This is a genomic window from Marinomonas sp. ATLA20 (assembly GCF_057180105.1).
The window spans coordinates 550,493-564,412 of sequence record NZ_JBXUKU010000001.1; the positions used below are offsets into that span (position 1 = coordinate 550,493).

16 protein-coding genes are annotated in these 13,920 nt (G+C 45.1%); 7 read left to right on the forward strand and 9 right to left on the reverse strand.

From position 1 onward, the window contains the following. Positions 1-22: 22 nt before the first annotated feature. The 4 genes from leuA to AC2A4J_RS02430 all read right to left on the reverse strand — a co-directional run bounded on the left by leuA (position 23) and on the right by AC2A4J_RS02430 (position 4,727). A complete protein-coding gene (gene leuA, locus AC2A4J_RS02415; RefSeq protein WP_484174764.1) occupies positions 23-1,699 on the reverse strand; it encodes a 2-isopropylmalate synthase in 1,677 nt (558 codons plus the stop codon). A gap of 113 nt (positions 1,700-1,812) precedes the next feature. Continuing rightward, complete coding sequence (locus AC2A4J_RS02420; RefSeq protein ID WP_484174765.1) at positions 1,813-2,871, reverse strand: FecCD family ABC transporter permease; 1,059 nt, start codon at positions 2,869-2,871, stop codon at positions 1,813-1,815. Next, the gene (locus tag AC2A4J_RS02425; RefSeq protein WP_484174766.1) at positions 2,868-3,851 is read right to left on the reverse strand and encodes an ABC transporter substrate-binding protein; all 984 of its coding nucleotides are present in this window, start codon (positions 3,849-3,851) and stop codon (positions 2,868-2,870) included. The genes AC2A4J_RS02420 and AC2A4J_RS02425 overlap by 4 nt, the downstream gene beginning before the upstream one ends. A 24-nt stretch (positions 3,852-3,875) precedes the next feature. After that, positions 3,876-4,727 (reverse strand): ABC transporter ATP-binding protein, encoded by an 852-nt coding sequence (locus AC2A4J_RS02430; protein ID WP_484174767.1) that lies wholly within the window; start codon positions 4,725-4,727, stop codon positions 3,876-3,878. 297 nt (positions 4,728-5,024) lie between these two features. Between AC2A4J_RS02430 and AC2A4J_RS02435 the strand changes: the two genes are divergently transcribed. After that, positions 5,025-6,101, forward strand: a complete 1,077-nt coding sequence (locus AC2A4J_RS02435; RefSeq protein WP_484174768.1) for an MbnH family di-heme enzyme — start codon at positions 5,025-5,027, stop codon at positions 6,099-6,101. 68 nt (positions 6,102-6,169) lie between these two features. Here the strand turns inward: AC2A4J_RS02435 and AC2A4J_RS02440 are convergent, their stop codons facing one another. Next, positions 6,170-7,642, reverse strand: coding sequence for a methyl-accepting chemotaxis protein (locus AC2A4J_RS02440; RefSeq protein WP_484174769.1), 1,473 nt, complete (start codon positions 7,640-7,642; stop codon positions 6,170-6,172). A 188-nt stretch (positions 7,643-7,830) separates the two neighbouring features. Between AC2A4J_RS02440 and AC2A4J_RS02445 the strand changes: the two genes are divergently transcribed. Next, a complete protein-coding gene (locus AC2A4J_RS02445; protein ID WP_484174770.1) occupies positions 7,831-8,298 on the forward strand; it encodes an OsmC family protein in 468 nt (155 codons plus the stop codon). Between the two features lie 9 nt (positions 8,299-8,307). On the opposite strand, the gene AC2A4J_RS02450 is transcribed toward AC2A4J_RS02445, so the two are convergent. After that, complete coding sequence (locus AC2A4J_RS02450; protein ID WP_484174771.1) at positions 8,308-8,919, reverse strand: glutathione S-transferase family protein; 612 nt, start codon at positions 8,917-8,919, stop codon at positions 8,308-8,310. A 138-nt stretch (positions 8,920-9,057) separates the two neighbouring features. Between AC2A4J_RS02450 and AC2A4J_RS02455 the strand changes: the two genes are divergently transcribed. Beyond that, entirely contained in the window at positions 9,058-9,897 is an 840-nt protein-coding gene (locus AC2A4J_RS02455) for a LysR family transcriptional regulator (RefSeq protein ID WP_484174772.1), read from the forward strand. A 40-nt stretch (positions 9,898-9,937) separates the two neighbouring features. On the opposite strand, the gene AC2A4J_RS02460 is transcribed toward AC2A4J_RS02455, so the two are convergent. The 3 genes from AC2A4J_RS02460 to AC2A4J_RS02470 all read right to left on the reverse strand — a co-directional run bounded on the left by AC2A4J_RS02460 (position 9,938) and on the right by AC2A4J_RS02470 (position 11,762). Next, positions 9,938-10,216, reverse strand: a complete 279-nt coding sequence (locus AC2A4J_RS02460) for a putative quinol monooxygenase (protein ID WP_484174773.1) — start codon at positions 10,214-10,216, stop codon at positions 9,938-9,940. A gap of 12 nt (positions 10,217-10,228) precedes the next feature. Further along, positions 10,229-10,741, reverse strand: a complete 513-nt coding sequence (locus AC2A4J_RS02465; RefSeq protein ID WP_484174774.1) for a GNAT family N-acetyltransferase — start codon at positions 10,739-10,741, stop codon at positions 10,229-10,231. Positions 10,742-10,811: 70 nt separating this feature from the next. Then, on the reverse strand, positions 10,812-11,762 hold the full coding sequence (locus AC2A4J_RS02470) for a DMT family transporter (protein ID WP_484174775.1): 951 nt from the start codon (positions 11,760-11,762) through the stop codon (positions 10,812-10,814). 159 nt (positions 11,763-11,921) lie between these two features. Between AC2A4J_RS02470 and AC2A4J_RS02475 the strand changes: the two genes are divergently transcribed. The 4 genes from AC2A4J_RS02475 to AC2A4J_RS02490 all read left to right on the forward strand — a co-directional run bounded on the left by AC2A4J_RS02475 (position 11,922) and on the right by AC2A4J_RS02490 (position 13,916). After that, positions 11,922-12,383, forward strand: a complete 462-nt coding sequence (locus tag AC2A4J_RS02475; RefSeq protein ID WP_484174776.1) for an Lrp/AsnC family transcriptional regulator — start codon at positions 11,922-11,924, stop codon at positions 12,381-12,383. An 82-nt stretch (positions 12,384-12,465) separates the two neighbouring features. Next, complete coding sequence (locus AC2A4J_RS02480) at positions 12,466-12,900, forward strand: MarR family winged helix-turn-helix transcriptional regulator (protein ID WP_255827656.1); 435 nt, start codon at positions 12,466-12,468, stop codon at positions 12,898-12,900. A gap of 139 nt (positions 12,901-13,039) precedes the next feature. After that, positions 13,040-13,462: an organic hydroperoxide resistance protein gene (locus tag AC2A4J_RS02485; protein ID WP_484174777.1), complete on the forward strand. Its 423-nt coding sequence runs from the start codon at positions 13,040-13,042 to the stop codon at positions 13,460-13,462. A gap of 145 nt (positions 13,463-13,607) precedes the next feature. Then, complete coding sequence (locus AC2A4J_RS02490) at positions 13,608-13,916, forward strand: 4a-hydroxytetrahydrobiopterin dehydratase (RefSeq protein ID WP_484174778.1); 309 nt, start codon at positions 13,608-13,610, stop codon at positions 13,914-13,916. The last annotated feature ends 4 nt before the right edge of the window (positions 13,917-13,920 follow it).

A 13,920-nucleotide genomic window follows, 5' to 3' on the forward strand; every position in this document is an offset into this window, starting at 1 on the left:
CGTAATGAAAGTTACCGTCTTGCTAAGTTGCTTTGAACAAAGGATGACAAGCGTTGATTAAGGCTTGTAGCGAGGCTTTAGTCGAGTCTTCGTCAATGGCTACCCCAAAGCTTGGCGTAGTTTGAGCGGATTCAATTTGAACATAGCTGACCGCTTTGCTTTTCGTCTGTTGTCCTAAGGTGTGTTCATGAAAGTCACTGATGTTTATCTGCCAGTTAAAACACTTTCTTAACGCATCAAGCATGGCTGACAACAATCCTTTACCTTCGCCAATCAGTTGCCATGCTGTTTCCTGATAGCGTAATGTGGCGCGAATCTCCTGTAATCCATTTGAGCTATGGCTGCGGTAATCCATTAATGTCATTTGGCCTTTGTCATCTGGGCTCAGCCGGTAGGATTCTCTGAATAAACGCCATACATCAGCTAGGGGCATTTCATGACCTGTTTGATCCGTATGATTTTTGACTCTCTTGCTAAAGTCTATTTGTAGTTTTCGTGGCAAAAACAGTCCGTGATTTTCCTGTAATAACCAAGCGGCCCCACTTTTTCCTGATTGGCTATTTACTCGAATGACTTCTTCATAAGAACAGCCAATATCCTTTGGGTCTAATGGTAAATAAGGGATTTGCCAAACAGTTGATGAGGTTGTTTTTTGTGCGGCAAAGCCTTTTTTGATCGCATCTTGGTGTGAACCTGAAAACGCCGTAAAAGCCAAAGATCCAGCATAAGGATGCCGAGGATGAACGGGAAGTTCATTGCACTCTTCCACCAACTCCACGGTGCTGCGCATGTCTGAAAAATCCAAATTAGGATAAACGCCTTGGCTGTAAAGGTTCATCGCCAAGGTGACGAGATCTACATTGCCAGTTCGCTCCCCATTACCAAATAAACAGCCTTCGACTCTCTGCGCGCCAGCGAGTATCGCCATTTCTGCTGTGGCAACGCCAGTTCCTCTGTCATTGTGAGGGTGCACGCTGATGGTAATGTGTTCTAGAGAGGAAAAAGACCTGATGAAATATTCAATTTGATCCGCAAACACATTGGGCGTGTTTACTTCTACCGTAGTTGGAAGGTTCAAAATCATCGGATACTGTTGGCTTGGTTGCCATGTGTTCGCCACCGCTTCGCACACTTCTAAGGCAAAGTCTGCTTCGGTAAAACAAAAGGTTTCTGGCGAATATTGAAGAATCCACTGCGTCTCTGGGTTTTGTTCGCACAACTGTCTAATGTGTTTCACACCTTGCACCGCTAATTCAAGGGTTGCGGCTTTGTCTTGGCGAAAGACGACCTCTCGAAATACGGGGGCGGTGGCATTGTAAATATGCACTATGGCTCTTTTGGCGCCAACCAGAGACTGTATTGTACGTTCGATTAAGTCCGCTCGAGATTGCGTCATTACTTGAATCGTTACGTCGTCTGGGATGTGATCGCCTTCTATAAGTAGGCGAACAAAGTCAAAATCCGTTTGTGATGCGGCAGGAAAAGCGACTTCAATTTCTTTAAAACCACATTCAACAAGATGCTTAAAAAAGGCCATTTTCTTAACATGATCCATCGGATTTGCAAGGGCTTGGTTACCATCACGTAAGTCTGTTGAACACCAACGAGGCGGAGTCGTTAACTGTTTCGAGGGCCATGTGCGATCAGGAAAATCGATAATTTGAGCTGGGCGATATTTTATAGAAGGTTGGGTTAGCATGATGTTTTCTCTCTAGCATAAGACATTGAACCCTTATGCTAGAGAGAAGTATTTTGTCTGTCTGAGCTTCAATTGACAACTATCGTCGCCAAATGGACAAAACAGTCTACAATTTACAAAGAGACGTTACGTTTTTGTCGCATCAAAAAGACGAAGGCGATGCCGCCGACAAGGCCGGTGAGAATGCCGATTGGCATGTCTTCGGGTGGCATGATAATTCTGGAAGCAATGTCCGCTGCGACGAGGAACAGAGCGCCGAATAGCGCCGATAACGGCAGGACTTTGCGATAATCGCCGCCAACTAACAGGCGAACGATATGCGGCACCATCAAGCCGACAAAGCCGATGACACCAGAAAACGCCACCGCCGCGCCAGTCAGCAGCGCGCAGACAACAATCACGATCAGGCGGAAGCGTTCTACGGGAACGCCTAAGGTGCTGGCGCTTTCATCGCCAAGTGTCATGGCGTTTAGATAACGGGCGTTGTAAATCAAATAGCCGGAACCTAATAAAAGTGTGACCAGTGGAAACCAAAGTTGTCCCCATTGAGCCAGCCCTAAGCCGCCGAGCATCCAGAAAATAACGGTATGAGATGAACGGTGATCGCCCATAAAAATGAACAGATTTCCCAAGGCCGTCAGCACAAAGGCGACGGCGACACCGGCGAGAATCAAACGTCCCGCGCTGTGTGCCGAGGAAAAGTTCGCGACGGCCAAGACTAAAAACATTGCACCTAAGGCTCCAATAAAGGCAAACACGGGAACCGTAACCACGCCCAGAATCATGCCCGTATGGAGCAAGGCGATAATCGCGCCTAACGCCGCACCAGAAGACACACCCAATAAATGTGGATCAGCCAAAGGGTTGCGAGTCACGGATTGCAGTGCTGCACCAACAATCGCCAAGGCGCCCCCGACCATGGCGGCAAGCAGTGTGCGCGGCAAGCGAACGGCCCAGATGATGTTTTCGCGCCCCATCGACCAGTTAGGAAGCGTGTTGGTGATCGACAGTTTATGGCCGATCACGCTCCACACAGTGGACTGGCTAATGGACACGGAACCCACGCCAATCGCCACGCCCATTAATAACAGCAGCAGTATGCTCAGCATGATTAACAAAGCGGGCAGCGGAACGCGTCCCATGATGGTGAGCTTTTTCTGGCCTGCTTTCATGACGCGGTTCTAAACGCCTCAGCTAAGCGTTTAATCGCATTAATATTACGAGGACCTGGTGTGGCCTCGACGTATTCCAATACCACGAAATGGTTGTTTTTCACCGCTGGAATATTTTCGAAGGCAGGATTGCTGCGCAAGAAATTGATTTTTTGTTCTGCGGTCACGTCGCCGTAGTTAACAATGACAATCACCTCTGGAGATCGGTCAATGACGGCTTCCCAGCCAATTTGTGTCCAGCTTTTTTGTACATCATCGACGATGTTTTTACCGCCTGCAGCTTCGATCAATGCCGTTGGCATACCGAAGCGACCAGAAGTAAAGGGTTGTTCTTCACCGGAATCGTATACAAAGACTTTCGGTGCTGTTTTTAATGGCTTGAGATTAGCTTGGAAATTCGCAAGGTCTTGTTGATAACCTTTTACTAAGGCTTGGGCTTTTTCTTCTTTGTCAAAAATACGACCTAGGTTGAGTAAATCCACATAAAGGTCATCCATGGAAACTTTTGGTTTGTCCATGATGTGAATGCAGCTTTCGGTTAGCTCGTAAACCTTGATGCCAAGCGGTGCCAAGGTATCAGGTGTGACGCCACCGCCGACACGCATGCCGTAGTTCCAGCCAGCAAAATAAAAGTCGGCATCGGCGCCTAATAGAACTTCTTTGCTTGGGTATTTAGGCGAAAGTTCAGGTAATTCACCAATGCCATTTCGTAGCGTTGGGTCTAGGGTTTTCCAGCCAGAAACACCGGTAAAGCCGACCATGTGATCTTGTAGACCAAGGGCCAACATCATCTCGGTTAGATTCACATCGTTTGATACCGCGGCTTTGGGAGCTTGCTCAAAAGTGACCTCACGATCGCAGCTTTGTACCGTAACAGGATAGCCAGAAGCATTGGCCAAACCTGTCTGTAAAAGCCCAAGTAATGCGCCGCCAATAATTAGTGACGTGTGTTTGATGTGCGTATTGACGTTCGTTGTCATGAAAGTGTCCTGTTAATCATTCCGTTAATCATTGATGTAAAAAGAAAATCTTGGTCGTTGCGTGATGGGGTGTTCATCAATAATGGTGTCCACATCAAATACTTGTTTTATGCGTTGCTTGGTAAAGACATCATTGGGTGGTGCGCAGTCCTGCATTTCGCCGTTTTGCATCACCAGTACTCGGTCAGCGTAAGCGGAGGCGAGGGCTAAATCGTGTAATGACACAACAAGCGTGCAAGGCAGTTTTGCTAATAAGGCCAACACATCAAGCTGGTGACGAATGTCGAGGTGATTGGTTGGCTCATCGAGAATAAGTACATCAGGGCGCTGCGCCAACGCTCTGGCGATCATCACTCGTTGGCGTTCACCGCCAGATAAAGAGTCAAAAGAGCGGTCGGCTAAATGTGCCACATCGAGTAAGGCGAGTGCGCTATCGACGATTTGGGAATCTTCGTCGGAGCGCCCCCAAACAAGAGACTTTGGTGTCAGGCCGATTTCTACCATTTCAAAAACGCTTAGACCAAATTCACCGCCAGCGTCTTGTAACACGGTAGCGATGCGTTGGGCGCATTGACGAGGCGACAAGGACCATAAATCTTGGTCATCAAGTAAAACCGTGCCCTTGGTTGGTTTATTAGTACGATAAAGGCAGCGTAATAAGCTGGTTTTTCCGGAACCGTTCGGCCCAACAATCGCCAGAAACTCGCCAGGATGAATAGTGACGGTTATTGGTTTGAGCAAGGTTTTGTCACGATAAGGCGACCAAGCGACGTCGTTCAACTGCATGCCAGCGGGCTTGCAAGCAGAAAAAAACGCGTAAGAAGTATCGTCTTGTTGGCAGTTATTAGTTGGAGTATTAATGGTTTGGTTGGTCAAGGCGAATAGAGGTCCGTAATATTTATTTTGTTATAATATAACAAAATAAGACATGGACACAATCTGCCCTTTAAAAAACCTGACTATACGGAAGGACGATTGGCTCAACAAGGCCTGTTGGCTGGTGAATTTTCATCTTCACATGTGGGAATTGAATATTGTCTAGATTCTTGCTCAGAACTTGGCGCTTAGGTGTTTCCTAGCTAAACTTTTAAATGCTTTAGGGCGATGTTTTCTTTCTTTATTAAGAAGACTTGTTTGTACCTTCCCTAACTTAGGAATCAGGAGGCGATAAAAATGGCGTATCGTGCTTATCTAGTGTGCTTTTTATTGCATCCGTTTGTTTTGTTTGCTGGAAGTTATCAATGGGATTTGCCTAATTGGATGACGCCTCCGCTGGTGCCTGCTGATAATCCAATGAGCGTAGAAAAAGTTGAGCTAGGCCAGCGGCTTTTTTATGACGCCAATTTGTCTGGCCCAGGTTACATGTCTTGTTCAACTTGTCACATGCCTGAACATTCTTTTTCAGAGCCAAGATCCGTTTCTGTTGGTGTGACTGGGCAGTTTCATAATCGCAATGCCATGGCGATTGTGAATGTGGCCTATATGAAAACACTGACTTGGGCGAATCCTAAGGAAGTGCGTTTAGAAGACCAAGCTAAGGTGCCTCTTTTCGGCATTCATCCGATAGAAATGGGCACTAAAGGCCAAGAAGGCAAGGTTATCTTGTTTCTACAACGAGACCCTATTTATCCAGGCTTATTTAAAAAAGCCTTTCCCGATCAAGATGATCCAATTAGTTTCGATACAATTACCAAAGCGTTGGCGTCTTTTGAACGTACTTTAATTAGTTATCAATCCCCTTATGACGATTACAAATACAATCATAATGGCAGCGCCATTAGCGAGGATGCCAAGCGTGGTGAGGCGTTATTTTTGAGCGTTAGACTGGGGTGTTCTGGCTGTCATTCTGGCGTGAATTTCTCCGATGCTACGAAAGCGTCAGCTTTTCATAATACGGGGCTTTATAACCTAGACGGACAAGGCGCTTATCCAAAAGGTAAGCAGGGCTTGTATGAACATACTGGACAAAGTTCAGACAGGGGACGATTCAGAACCCCGACCTTGCGCAACATCGGCAAAACGGCTCCTTATATGCACGATGGCTCTATCGCGACGTTAGAAGAAGTACTAGATCACTATGGCGCTGGTGGACGTGCCGCATTAAAGGGAAACGCTTCTCCCTTGATATCCGAGAAAATCCATAAATTTGTCTTAACGGCCAATGAAAGACGTCAAATGATTGCCTTTTTAACGAGTCTTACAGACGGCGAATTCATAGAAAATCCGCGCTTTACGACCCCATTTAGATAGCATGAAAGAGACAAAAACCGTCGTAATCGATGATTAAGACGGTTTTTTAGGTTTTAAGAAGCGCTTTATTAAACCGTGAAGCGTTTCACTTGTCCGGCAAGTTCATCGGAGTTGTTTAAAGTCTGATGGACTGAATGGCTAATACGTTTGGATATTTCCATCACATCTTTCGACATGCTGGCAAGATTTGATAAGTTCTCGTTGATTTCGTCAGTGACCTTGCTTTGCTCTTCGGTGGCGCTGGCGGTTTGCGCGGTAAAGTCATAGATTCGCCCTGCGGATGTTTTCACTACGGCAATGGAATCCATGGTTTTACGCGAAAGGGAGACACTGGTGCCGACCATATCGACGCTTTGGGTAATCGAGTTGACCGCATTGCTCACGCCAGACTGTAAATCATTGATCATCTTTTGAATATCTTCTGTGGAATTTTGCGTTTTGCTGGCTAGATTTCGCACTTCGTCGGCAACTACGGCAAAGCCTCGGCCTTGCTCTCCTGCTCGTGCGGCCTCTATTGCCGCGTTTAACGCGAGCAAGTTGGTTTGCTCGGAAATGCCAATGATGACATCCAATACGGACGCGATTTTATCGGATCGCTCAGAAAGTTGATTGATGACGCTGGCAGCGCTTTGGATTTGTGCTGCAAGACCATCTAGTTGAGCAATAGCACTGTCTAATTGTTTTACGCCATCATCAGCAGAGCGATTTAACGCTTCCACTTCTGCCACTGTGTCGGCGGCATTTTGTGCGACTTCACGAGTGGCACCACCCATTTCTTCCACTGCAGTGACCACAAAGTCCAGTGATTGATTTTGACGCTCACTCAGATCCGCGGATTCTGATGCGGACTCACCCAAGTTAAACATTTCTTGGCGGATATGCTCACAGCCAATACGAACTTGGCCAATCAAGCTGCCAAGTCGTGCAACAAAGCTGTCTAGCTCTCGGCTCAATTCGCCTGTTTCATCTGGTTTCACACTATTTATACGACGAGTTAAATCACCATCGCCAGAACTTATTTCGCGTACACCTGACGTGACCAATTTGATGGCTTTTGAAATATTTCGCGGGGCAAACCAAGCAAGCGCGATGCTCAACAATAAAGCGAAAATAGCAAAGATGGCTACAATCACTTTAAAGGTGTTTGTGAATTCGTTGATGGCTTGGTTTTCAAGTTCGGAATGTTTGCTGATCAGCTCTTCAGAGTGATCGTAAAGTGATCGTAATTTGATGAAGTTCACTTGGTTTTCATCAATAAAAAGAATCATAGCCGCATCAGGGTTGTCTTTAACTAATTGGATAATTTTAAGGCTACTGGCCGACCAATTTTTATAAAGAGTATCGAAGTTCGCTAATAACTGGGAAATCTCATTGATATCCGTAGTCAATAGTCGGAATTTTTGCATGCGGTCAAACGCTTGTTTGGCATTTAATAGTGCTAAATCTTCTAGCTCTTTAGCGTTGCTTGAGCTTTTTTCGAATACTAATGTGGCCAAAGCTAGGCGTGATTGATATAAGTCTCTGTCGGCGTTTTGAATCAAAAATGACACTGGATTTTGAAATGTGCAAGCAATGTTTAGGTGGTTTTTTAAACAAATTGTAACTTTTTGCAAAGAACAATGTTGTGGTGAAAACGGCTCTGAGATTAGAGTTAGTATGGCCATACGAAAACTTGAGTGACAGCGATTAGATCCAGAGCGAATAAATTAACCAAAAAGGGAAATGAAACATGTCGGAGTATTTTGCAACGGTTGAGTGGAAGCGTGGTTCACAGGTTTTTTCAGACAAAAAATACAGCCGTGCCCATGAATGGCTGTTCGAAGGCGGTGTCGTTATTCCTGCTTCGTCGTCGCCACACATTGTGCCTTTGCCTATGTCGGTAGCAGAAAACGTTGACCCAGAAGAAGCCTTTGTTGCTTCTATTTCCAGCTGTCATATGTTGTTCTTTTTGGACTTCGCCTCACGCAAAAAACTCATAGTCGAACAATACACAGACCGCGCTGTTGGTACCTTGGCCGTCGGCCCCAACGGCAAACAAATGATGACCGAGGTCGTGCTTCGTCCAACGGTCACCTTTGTGGGTGAAAAGCCAAGCGCAGATGTATTAAAAGCGCTTCATCACCAATCCCACGAAGCCTGTTTTATCGCCAACTCAGTGTTGACCGAAGTTCGAGTCGATGAGGCGTTTTGTGTTTGATTTGTGACGTTAAACCTGAGTAATGGGAATAAACCAATCCAAGTCCTCAATCCCTTTAATCCAACGCTGAATATTTGGATACTCAGACAATTGATAAGCGCCGCCTTCTTCCGCCACGTGGGTGTAAGGGAATAGGCAAATATCGGCAAGAGTCATAGTGTTTCCGACTAAATAAGTGTGTGCGGCTAAGACCTCTTCCATTTGTTTTAACGCGGCGTGACCTTGCTGAATGCGGTCTGGCAGCATGTGTTTCTTTAGCTCCGTCATGGCGTTATGAGTTAACCAAAAACGTGGTGAAGCAATGTTGGGCTCGTGGCTGTATTGCTCCCAAAATAACCATTTATAGACCTTGGCTCTAAGGATCGCATCCGGCGGCAATAGCGAGGAATTATACTGTTCCGCAAGATAGAGAAGCACCGCGTTGCTTTCGCTCAAGCATTGTCCATCATCCAACTCCAATACTGGAATTTTCCCGTTTGGGTTCATCGCCAAGAAAGATTCTGTGTGCGTTTCTCCCTTCGTAATGTCATATTGTTTTAACGTCACTTTCAGGCCTAAGCAAGCGCATAATAAACGGATTTTATAGCCGTTCCCTGAGGGTAAAAAATCGTGCAGAATCATAGTTTCTTCCTTCTTAGTTAATGGCCTGATCTTGCGATAAACAAGAGACAGAAAAAAGCCAATTAAATTGAAGACAGGCATAACGCATTTTGATGAATGCGTTTACGTTAAAGTACGTAGATTAAAGAGAGGATGGCATTGGATACGGAACTATTAAAGACGCTTGTAGCGATTGTTGATCACGGCAGCTTTCAGCGAGCCGCCATGCAAACTTTTCGAACGCCATCAGCGATAAGTATGCAGATGAAACGACTGGAAGAACAAGTCGGCACCGAGCTGTTTTGCAAGCAAGGTCGAGAGCAAGTGCTTACTGAAGATGGCCAACAGCTGGTGCATTACGCACGGCGTATCTTGCAGCTGCAAGAAAGCGCATTACAATCCATCAAAGGTCCACAGCAGGGTGTCTTGCTTAATCTTGGTTGTCCGAATGATTATGTGGCGAATTTACTCGTTGTCGTCATGTCTGTCATGGAAGCTATGTTGCCGAATATTCGCTTTCGAATTCGCACGGGGACATCGGCTGAGCTAAGAGAGCTGATGGACAAAGGCGAAGTCGATTTGGCTTTAGTCACCCGAACACCGAATAGCGACGAAGGTTTGACCTTGTTCCAAGACAAAGGTGTTTGGGTCGCAAAAAAGGGTTTTGATTGGACAAGTTTGCATCCCTTGTCACTAGCGTTATACGAATCCAGCTGTAAATTCCATTCCAGCGCCGTTGATGGTTTGCAGAAGAAAGGCACGGATTATCAGCTGTATTGCGTCACAGCTAATCTCACTCTTATTGAAAGCCTGTTAATGGCCGAAAAAGCCATCTCCGCCATTGCTAGCATCAGCGTGAATAACTCACTGGAAATCATCGAAAGCGATTTATTGCCTGCCTTACCAGCGGTACAAATTGCCTTTTCCCGCTCTGCCTCTGCACCGGATTGGTTAACGGTTGCGTGGATAGAAGAAGTGATTGAGCGGGTGAGAAAATAAATCTAGAGACAGCTTGGGCTATGGCTTGAGTCTAGGCTGTTTAAGCCTCTGTCACCGTATAAAACCGTTCAACATTTCTCGTGACTTTGCCCCAATGGGACGCCTTCACTCGAGCTTGGTGTTTTTCAAACGCGGCTTGGTCGGTGAATTCTTCATAGACAGAAAAGCGTTGTGGGTTGTTTGAATCTCTGGTCACTGTGAAGGTAATACAACCTGCTTCTTGATGAGTCAGCGCGATATGGTTTGGTAACTCTGCCAATACCGCGTCTAGATCTTCTGTTGGTACTTCAATGTGGCCGCTAAGGGTAACTTTTGACATGCTCAGCGCTCTTTATGTATATAGGCTTTGATCAAGATCATACACCATATAAGTGACGGAAAAAGGCAGATGGTCGAAGTGTTTGGTGTCGCCTTTTACGAAGCCAAGTTGTTCGTACCAGTCTTGCAATTGAATGTGTTCGCCGATCACGCCAATGCTGATGAGTTCGAGCTTGTCGGCTTTAGCCTGTTCAATAATGTGTTCTACGAGTTGTGATCCGATACCTTTGCTTTGTTGTTCAGGTAAAACAGATAATCGGTTCAAGTAGGCTTTGCGAACGCCATTGCTCTTTACAGGAACTTCGTAAGCGACACAGGCTATAGGCTGCTGGTCTTCCGTTAAAACAAAGTAGCGCTCGCCGCGTTCAAAATCTTTTTCTACCCAACTACTTTCGCAAAAAGATGGATGTTTCGGGCCGTTGTCTTGGTTGATGCCAAAGCGGTCAGCAACAGGACGGTTGGCCTCACGAATTAGGTGAGCAAGGATGTCCGCTTGATCGGCAAACACTTCTTTTATCTGTCTCATGATTGTTTCCTTTACGCTTTTTAAGACACTTTTTATGTTCTTTCTTTAGGCTCTTTCTTTAGATTTTTTTCTAGGCTCTTTTTTTAGACTTTTTTCTAGGCTCCTTTTTAGGCTCTTTTCTAGGCAAGGCCCAATTAAATTTTACTGCGCTGACGGCCAGTAATATCAATATCACGCCGAGTATTTGCGTTAGGCTAATGTGGGTCGAAAAGGCAAAGTGATCGACAAACAGAGCCGTGATCGGATAAATAAATGACAATAAAGCGATCAAGCTGGTGGGCAGCTTTTGAAAGCTGTCGTACATGATGATGTACATAAATCCGGTTAGCACGGCACCGAGTATCAATAGATCCATCCATTGGCTGGTTTGTGTTGGTAAATTGTCGAAGTCCGCAAAGGGCAAAAGCATAAAGATACCAACGACCACCTGTACCAAGGCCACAAAGGTAGAAGGTACTTGGCTGACTTTTTTCGTCACCAAGGTAGTCACGGTATAAAGTAACGCCGCGCCCAAGGCGAGTGATAAGCCAAATAATGCAGAAGATCCATCGCTGCTTGCTTCACCCGAGAAGAGGGCATTGAGTTCATTTAAATCCAATTCTACGATTAAAAACAGCCCGATAAACGCCAAGGCGAGCCAAAACAGTAAGCTGGCCGATAACTTTTCTTTGGTAACTAACGCACCTGTTATGACTAAAAATAGTGGCTGCATGTGATAGGCCACTGTGGCGATAGAAAAGGGAATGTAATTGAACGAAGCAAATAGAAATATCCAGTTTCCTACTAACGTTATGCCGCCCAAAATAATCATCAGCAAGACACTGCGCTGAAAGTATTCTCGACGAATTAGTCCTGCATAGTAGGCGTAACCGCCTAGAACAACAGCGCCGATGACGCAGCGGAAAAATACTACGTTCCAAAAGGCTTGGCCTGAACTGATAACAAAATAGCCAATGGTGCCAGACAGTATCATGGCTAAAATGAGCTCGATGCTGCCGATTGTGTTGCTGGAACGATTCATTGCTGACTCCTAATGGTGTCCTCTATTTTTTAAGTGCTCCGGTGAGTACCTTTTTTAGAGGAAGTAATCTATGGTGAATAGAATAAATCCGAAAACCTGACTTTGGCAGATATAAAAAGAGATAAATACAACAATAGACTGTATGTATTGGAGGTGAAAATGCGAAATAACCTTAGAAAAGAAGAGTTCGTTTTAGATGGTATTGATACTAAGCTCATTGAGCTACTTTACGTGAACGCAAGGACACCTGTCACCGACTTAGCTCGTGCCGTGGGAATGAGTGCGCCAAGCGTTAATGAACGACTCAAGCGATTGGAAGAAAGTGGTGTGATTGCAGGCTATCGAGTGGAAGTGAACCCTAAGGTGCTGGGTTATAGCTTGATGGCGATTGTGCGTATGCGTCAGCTACCGGGCAAATTGAAAGCCTTAGAAGCCTTAATTAGCTCGATCCCCGAATTTGTTGAATGCGATAAAGTCACGGGGGAAGATTGCTACGTTGCTCGTCTGTATTTAAAAGACATTAGTGAGCTAGACCCGATTCTCGACCGAGTCTCTGAGCTAGCGGATACCAATACAGCTATTGTGAAATCTACCCCAGTGACTCGACGCTTGCTGGTTTAGGGTGTGTTGTTAAGGCGGTAAAAAGGGTAGAATTCTTAATTATTATCGCTATAACTGTTCGTGCAACTATCAATGAGAATTTATGACTTCTGACAATCCCTTATTACTCGACAATCAACTGTGTTTTGCCTTGTATTCGACTTCGCTAGCGATGACGCAGCTTTACAAAGAGCCACTTTCAGCCATCGGTCTTACCTATCCACAATACACAGTGATGTTGATTTTATGGGAACAAGATGGCGTCAGCTTGAAGCATATCGGTAACGCGCTGGGGCAAAAGTCTGGAGCCTTGACACCGGTGATAAAACGCATGGAAGCCGATGGTTTAGTGCAGCGTTTACGGGGTGTGGATGATGATCGAAGCTTGAGTATTGCCTTGACTGAAAAAGGCAAAAAATTACGCGAACAAGGCTTAGAAGTGAATCGCTGTGTGGCGGAAGCTTGCGGGATTAATCTCGAAGAAATTATCTCATTGCGTGAGCAGCTAATCGGCCTTAGAAGAAAACTTACAAAATAGGGGTTGCGCAATAATAGTTATTGCAATAACATAAATTCATCAGCTCAGGTAACTGAGCTTTTATTTAGAGATATTGTTATCGCGATAACTATATTTCTAAATAGCTTATTTTCAATAAACTCATACGAGGAGCAATATTATGGAAGCAGTATACAGTGCAACCGCTACATCGACTGGTGGCCGTGATGGTCGTTCAATCACATCTGACAAAAAATTGGATCTTGCTCTAAGTACGCCAAAAGAACTTGGCGGTGCTGGTGGCGAAGGGACTAACCCAGAGCAGCTATTTGCCGCAGGTTACTCAGCTTGTTTTATCGGCGCATTTAAATTGGTTGCTTCTAAGCAAAAAGTAAAAATTCCAAATGACGTAAGTGTAACGGCGACCATTGGTATTGGTGAAAACCCTAAAGGCGAAGGTTTCACTATTTGTGCAGATTTAGAAGTCGATGTACCTGGCGTAGAAAAAGAGGTTGTTGAGCAATTGGTTGAAGCTGCTCACAAAGTTTGCCCATATTCAAACGCAACACGTGGCAACATTGATGTGAACTTCACTATCAAATAACCATTTTTATTTGCCGTGTTAGTCTTAAGAATCCCTTTTGCATGAATTTGTAGAAGGGATTTTTTGTACGTTTAAATCGTTGCCTTAACCGACTACACTGGCGTTGATACGACACATTTTCTGATTCAAATAGAGGTGAAACAGCATGACACATCGAAAGCTCGAACAGCATGAGATAGAGCAAGCCCTTAACCAGCTAAATGCAGAAGCGTCAGAAGACTGGGCAATAGAAGAAGAAAAACTCAGTAAAACCTTTAAATTCAAAGATTTTCAGCGCGCTTTTGGTTTTATGACCATGTGTGCGATATACGCAGAAAAGAAAGATCATCATCCCGAATGGTTCAATGTTTACAACAAAGTCAGTATTCAACTGACGTCTCACGATGTATCTGGCATTTCCAATAAAGACTTTGATTTAGCTAAGAAAATGGAAGCCTTTGCATTGTCGATATAACCAA

Bases quoted from the DNA above. Each gene is read 5' to 3' on its own strand.
- AC2A4J_RS02485 (WP_484174777.1), top strand. From the start codon at position 13,040: ATGGAAGCAGTATACAGTGCAACCGCTACATCGACTGGTGGCCGTGAT.
- AC2A4J_RS02435 (WP_484174768.1), top strand. From the start codon at position 5,025: ATGGCGTATCGTGCTTATCTAGTGTGCTTTTTATTGCATCCGTTTGTT.
- AC2A4J_RS02465 (WP_484174774.1), bottom strand. From the start codon at position 10,741: ATGAGACAGATAAAAGAAGTGTTTGCCGATCAAGCGGACATCCTTGCT.
- AC2A4J_RS02470 (WP_484174775.1), bottom strand. From the start codon at position 11,762: ATGAATCGTTCCAGCAACACAATCGGCAGCATCGAGCTCATTTTAGCC.
- AC2A4J_RS02425 (WP_484174766.1), bottom strand. From the start codon at position 3,851: ATGACAACGAACGTCAATACGCACATCAAACACACGTCACTAATTATT.
- leuA (WP_484174764.1), bottom strand. From the start codon at position 1,699: ATGCTAACCCAACCTTCTATAAAATATCGCCCAGCTCAAATTATCGAT.
- AC2A4J_RS02450 (WP_484174771.1), bottom strand. From the start codon at position 8,919: ATGATTCTGCACGATTTTTTACCCTCAGGGAACGGCTATAAAATCCGT.
- AC2A4J_RS02480 (WP_255827656.1), top strand. From the start codon at position 12,466: ATGACTTCTGACAATCCCTTATTACTCGACAATCAACTGTGTTTTGCC.
- AC2A4J_RS02460 (WP_484174773.1), bottom strand. From the start codon at position 10,216: ATGTCAAAAGTTACCCTTAGCGGCCACATTGAAGTACCAACAGAAGAT.
- AC2A4J_RS02445 (WP_484174770.1), top strand. From the start codon at position 7,831: ATGTCGGAGTATTTTGCAACGGTTGAGTGGAAGCGTGGTTCACAGGTT.
- AC2A4J_RS02420 (WP_484174765.1), bottom strand. From the start codon at position 2,871: ATGAAAGCAGGCCAGAAAAAGCTCACCATCATGGGACGCGTTCCGCTG.
- AC2A4J_RS02475 (WP_484174776.1), top strand. From the start codon at position 11,922: ATGCGAAATAACCTTAGAAAAGAAGAGTTCGTTTTAGATGGTATTGAT.
- AC2A4J_RS02490 (WP_484174778.1), top strand. From the start codon at position 13,608: ATGACACATCGAAAGCTCGAACAGCATGAGATAGAGCAAGCCCTTAAC.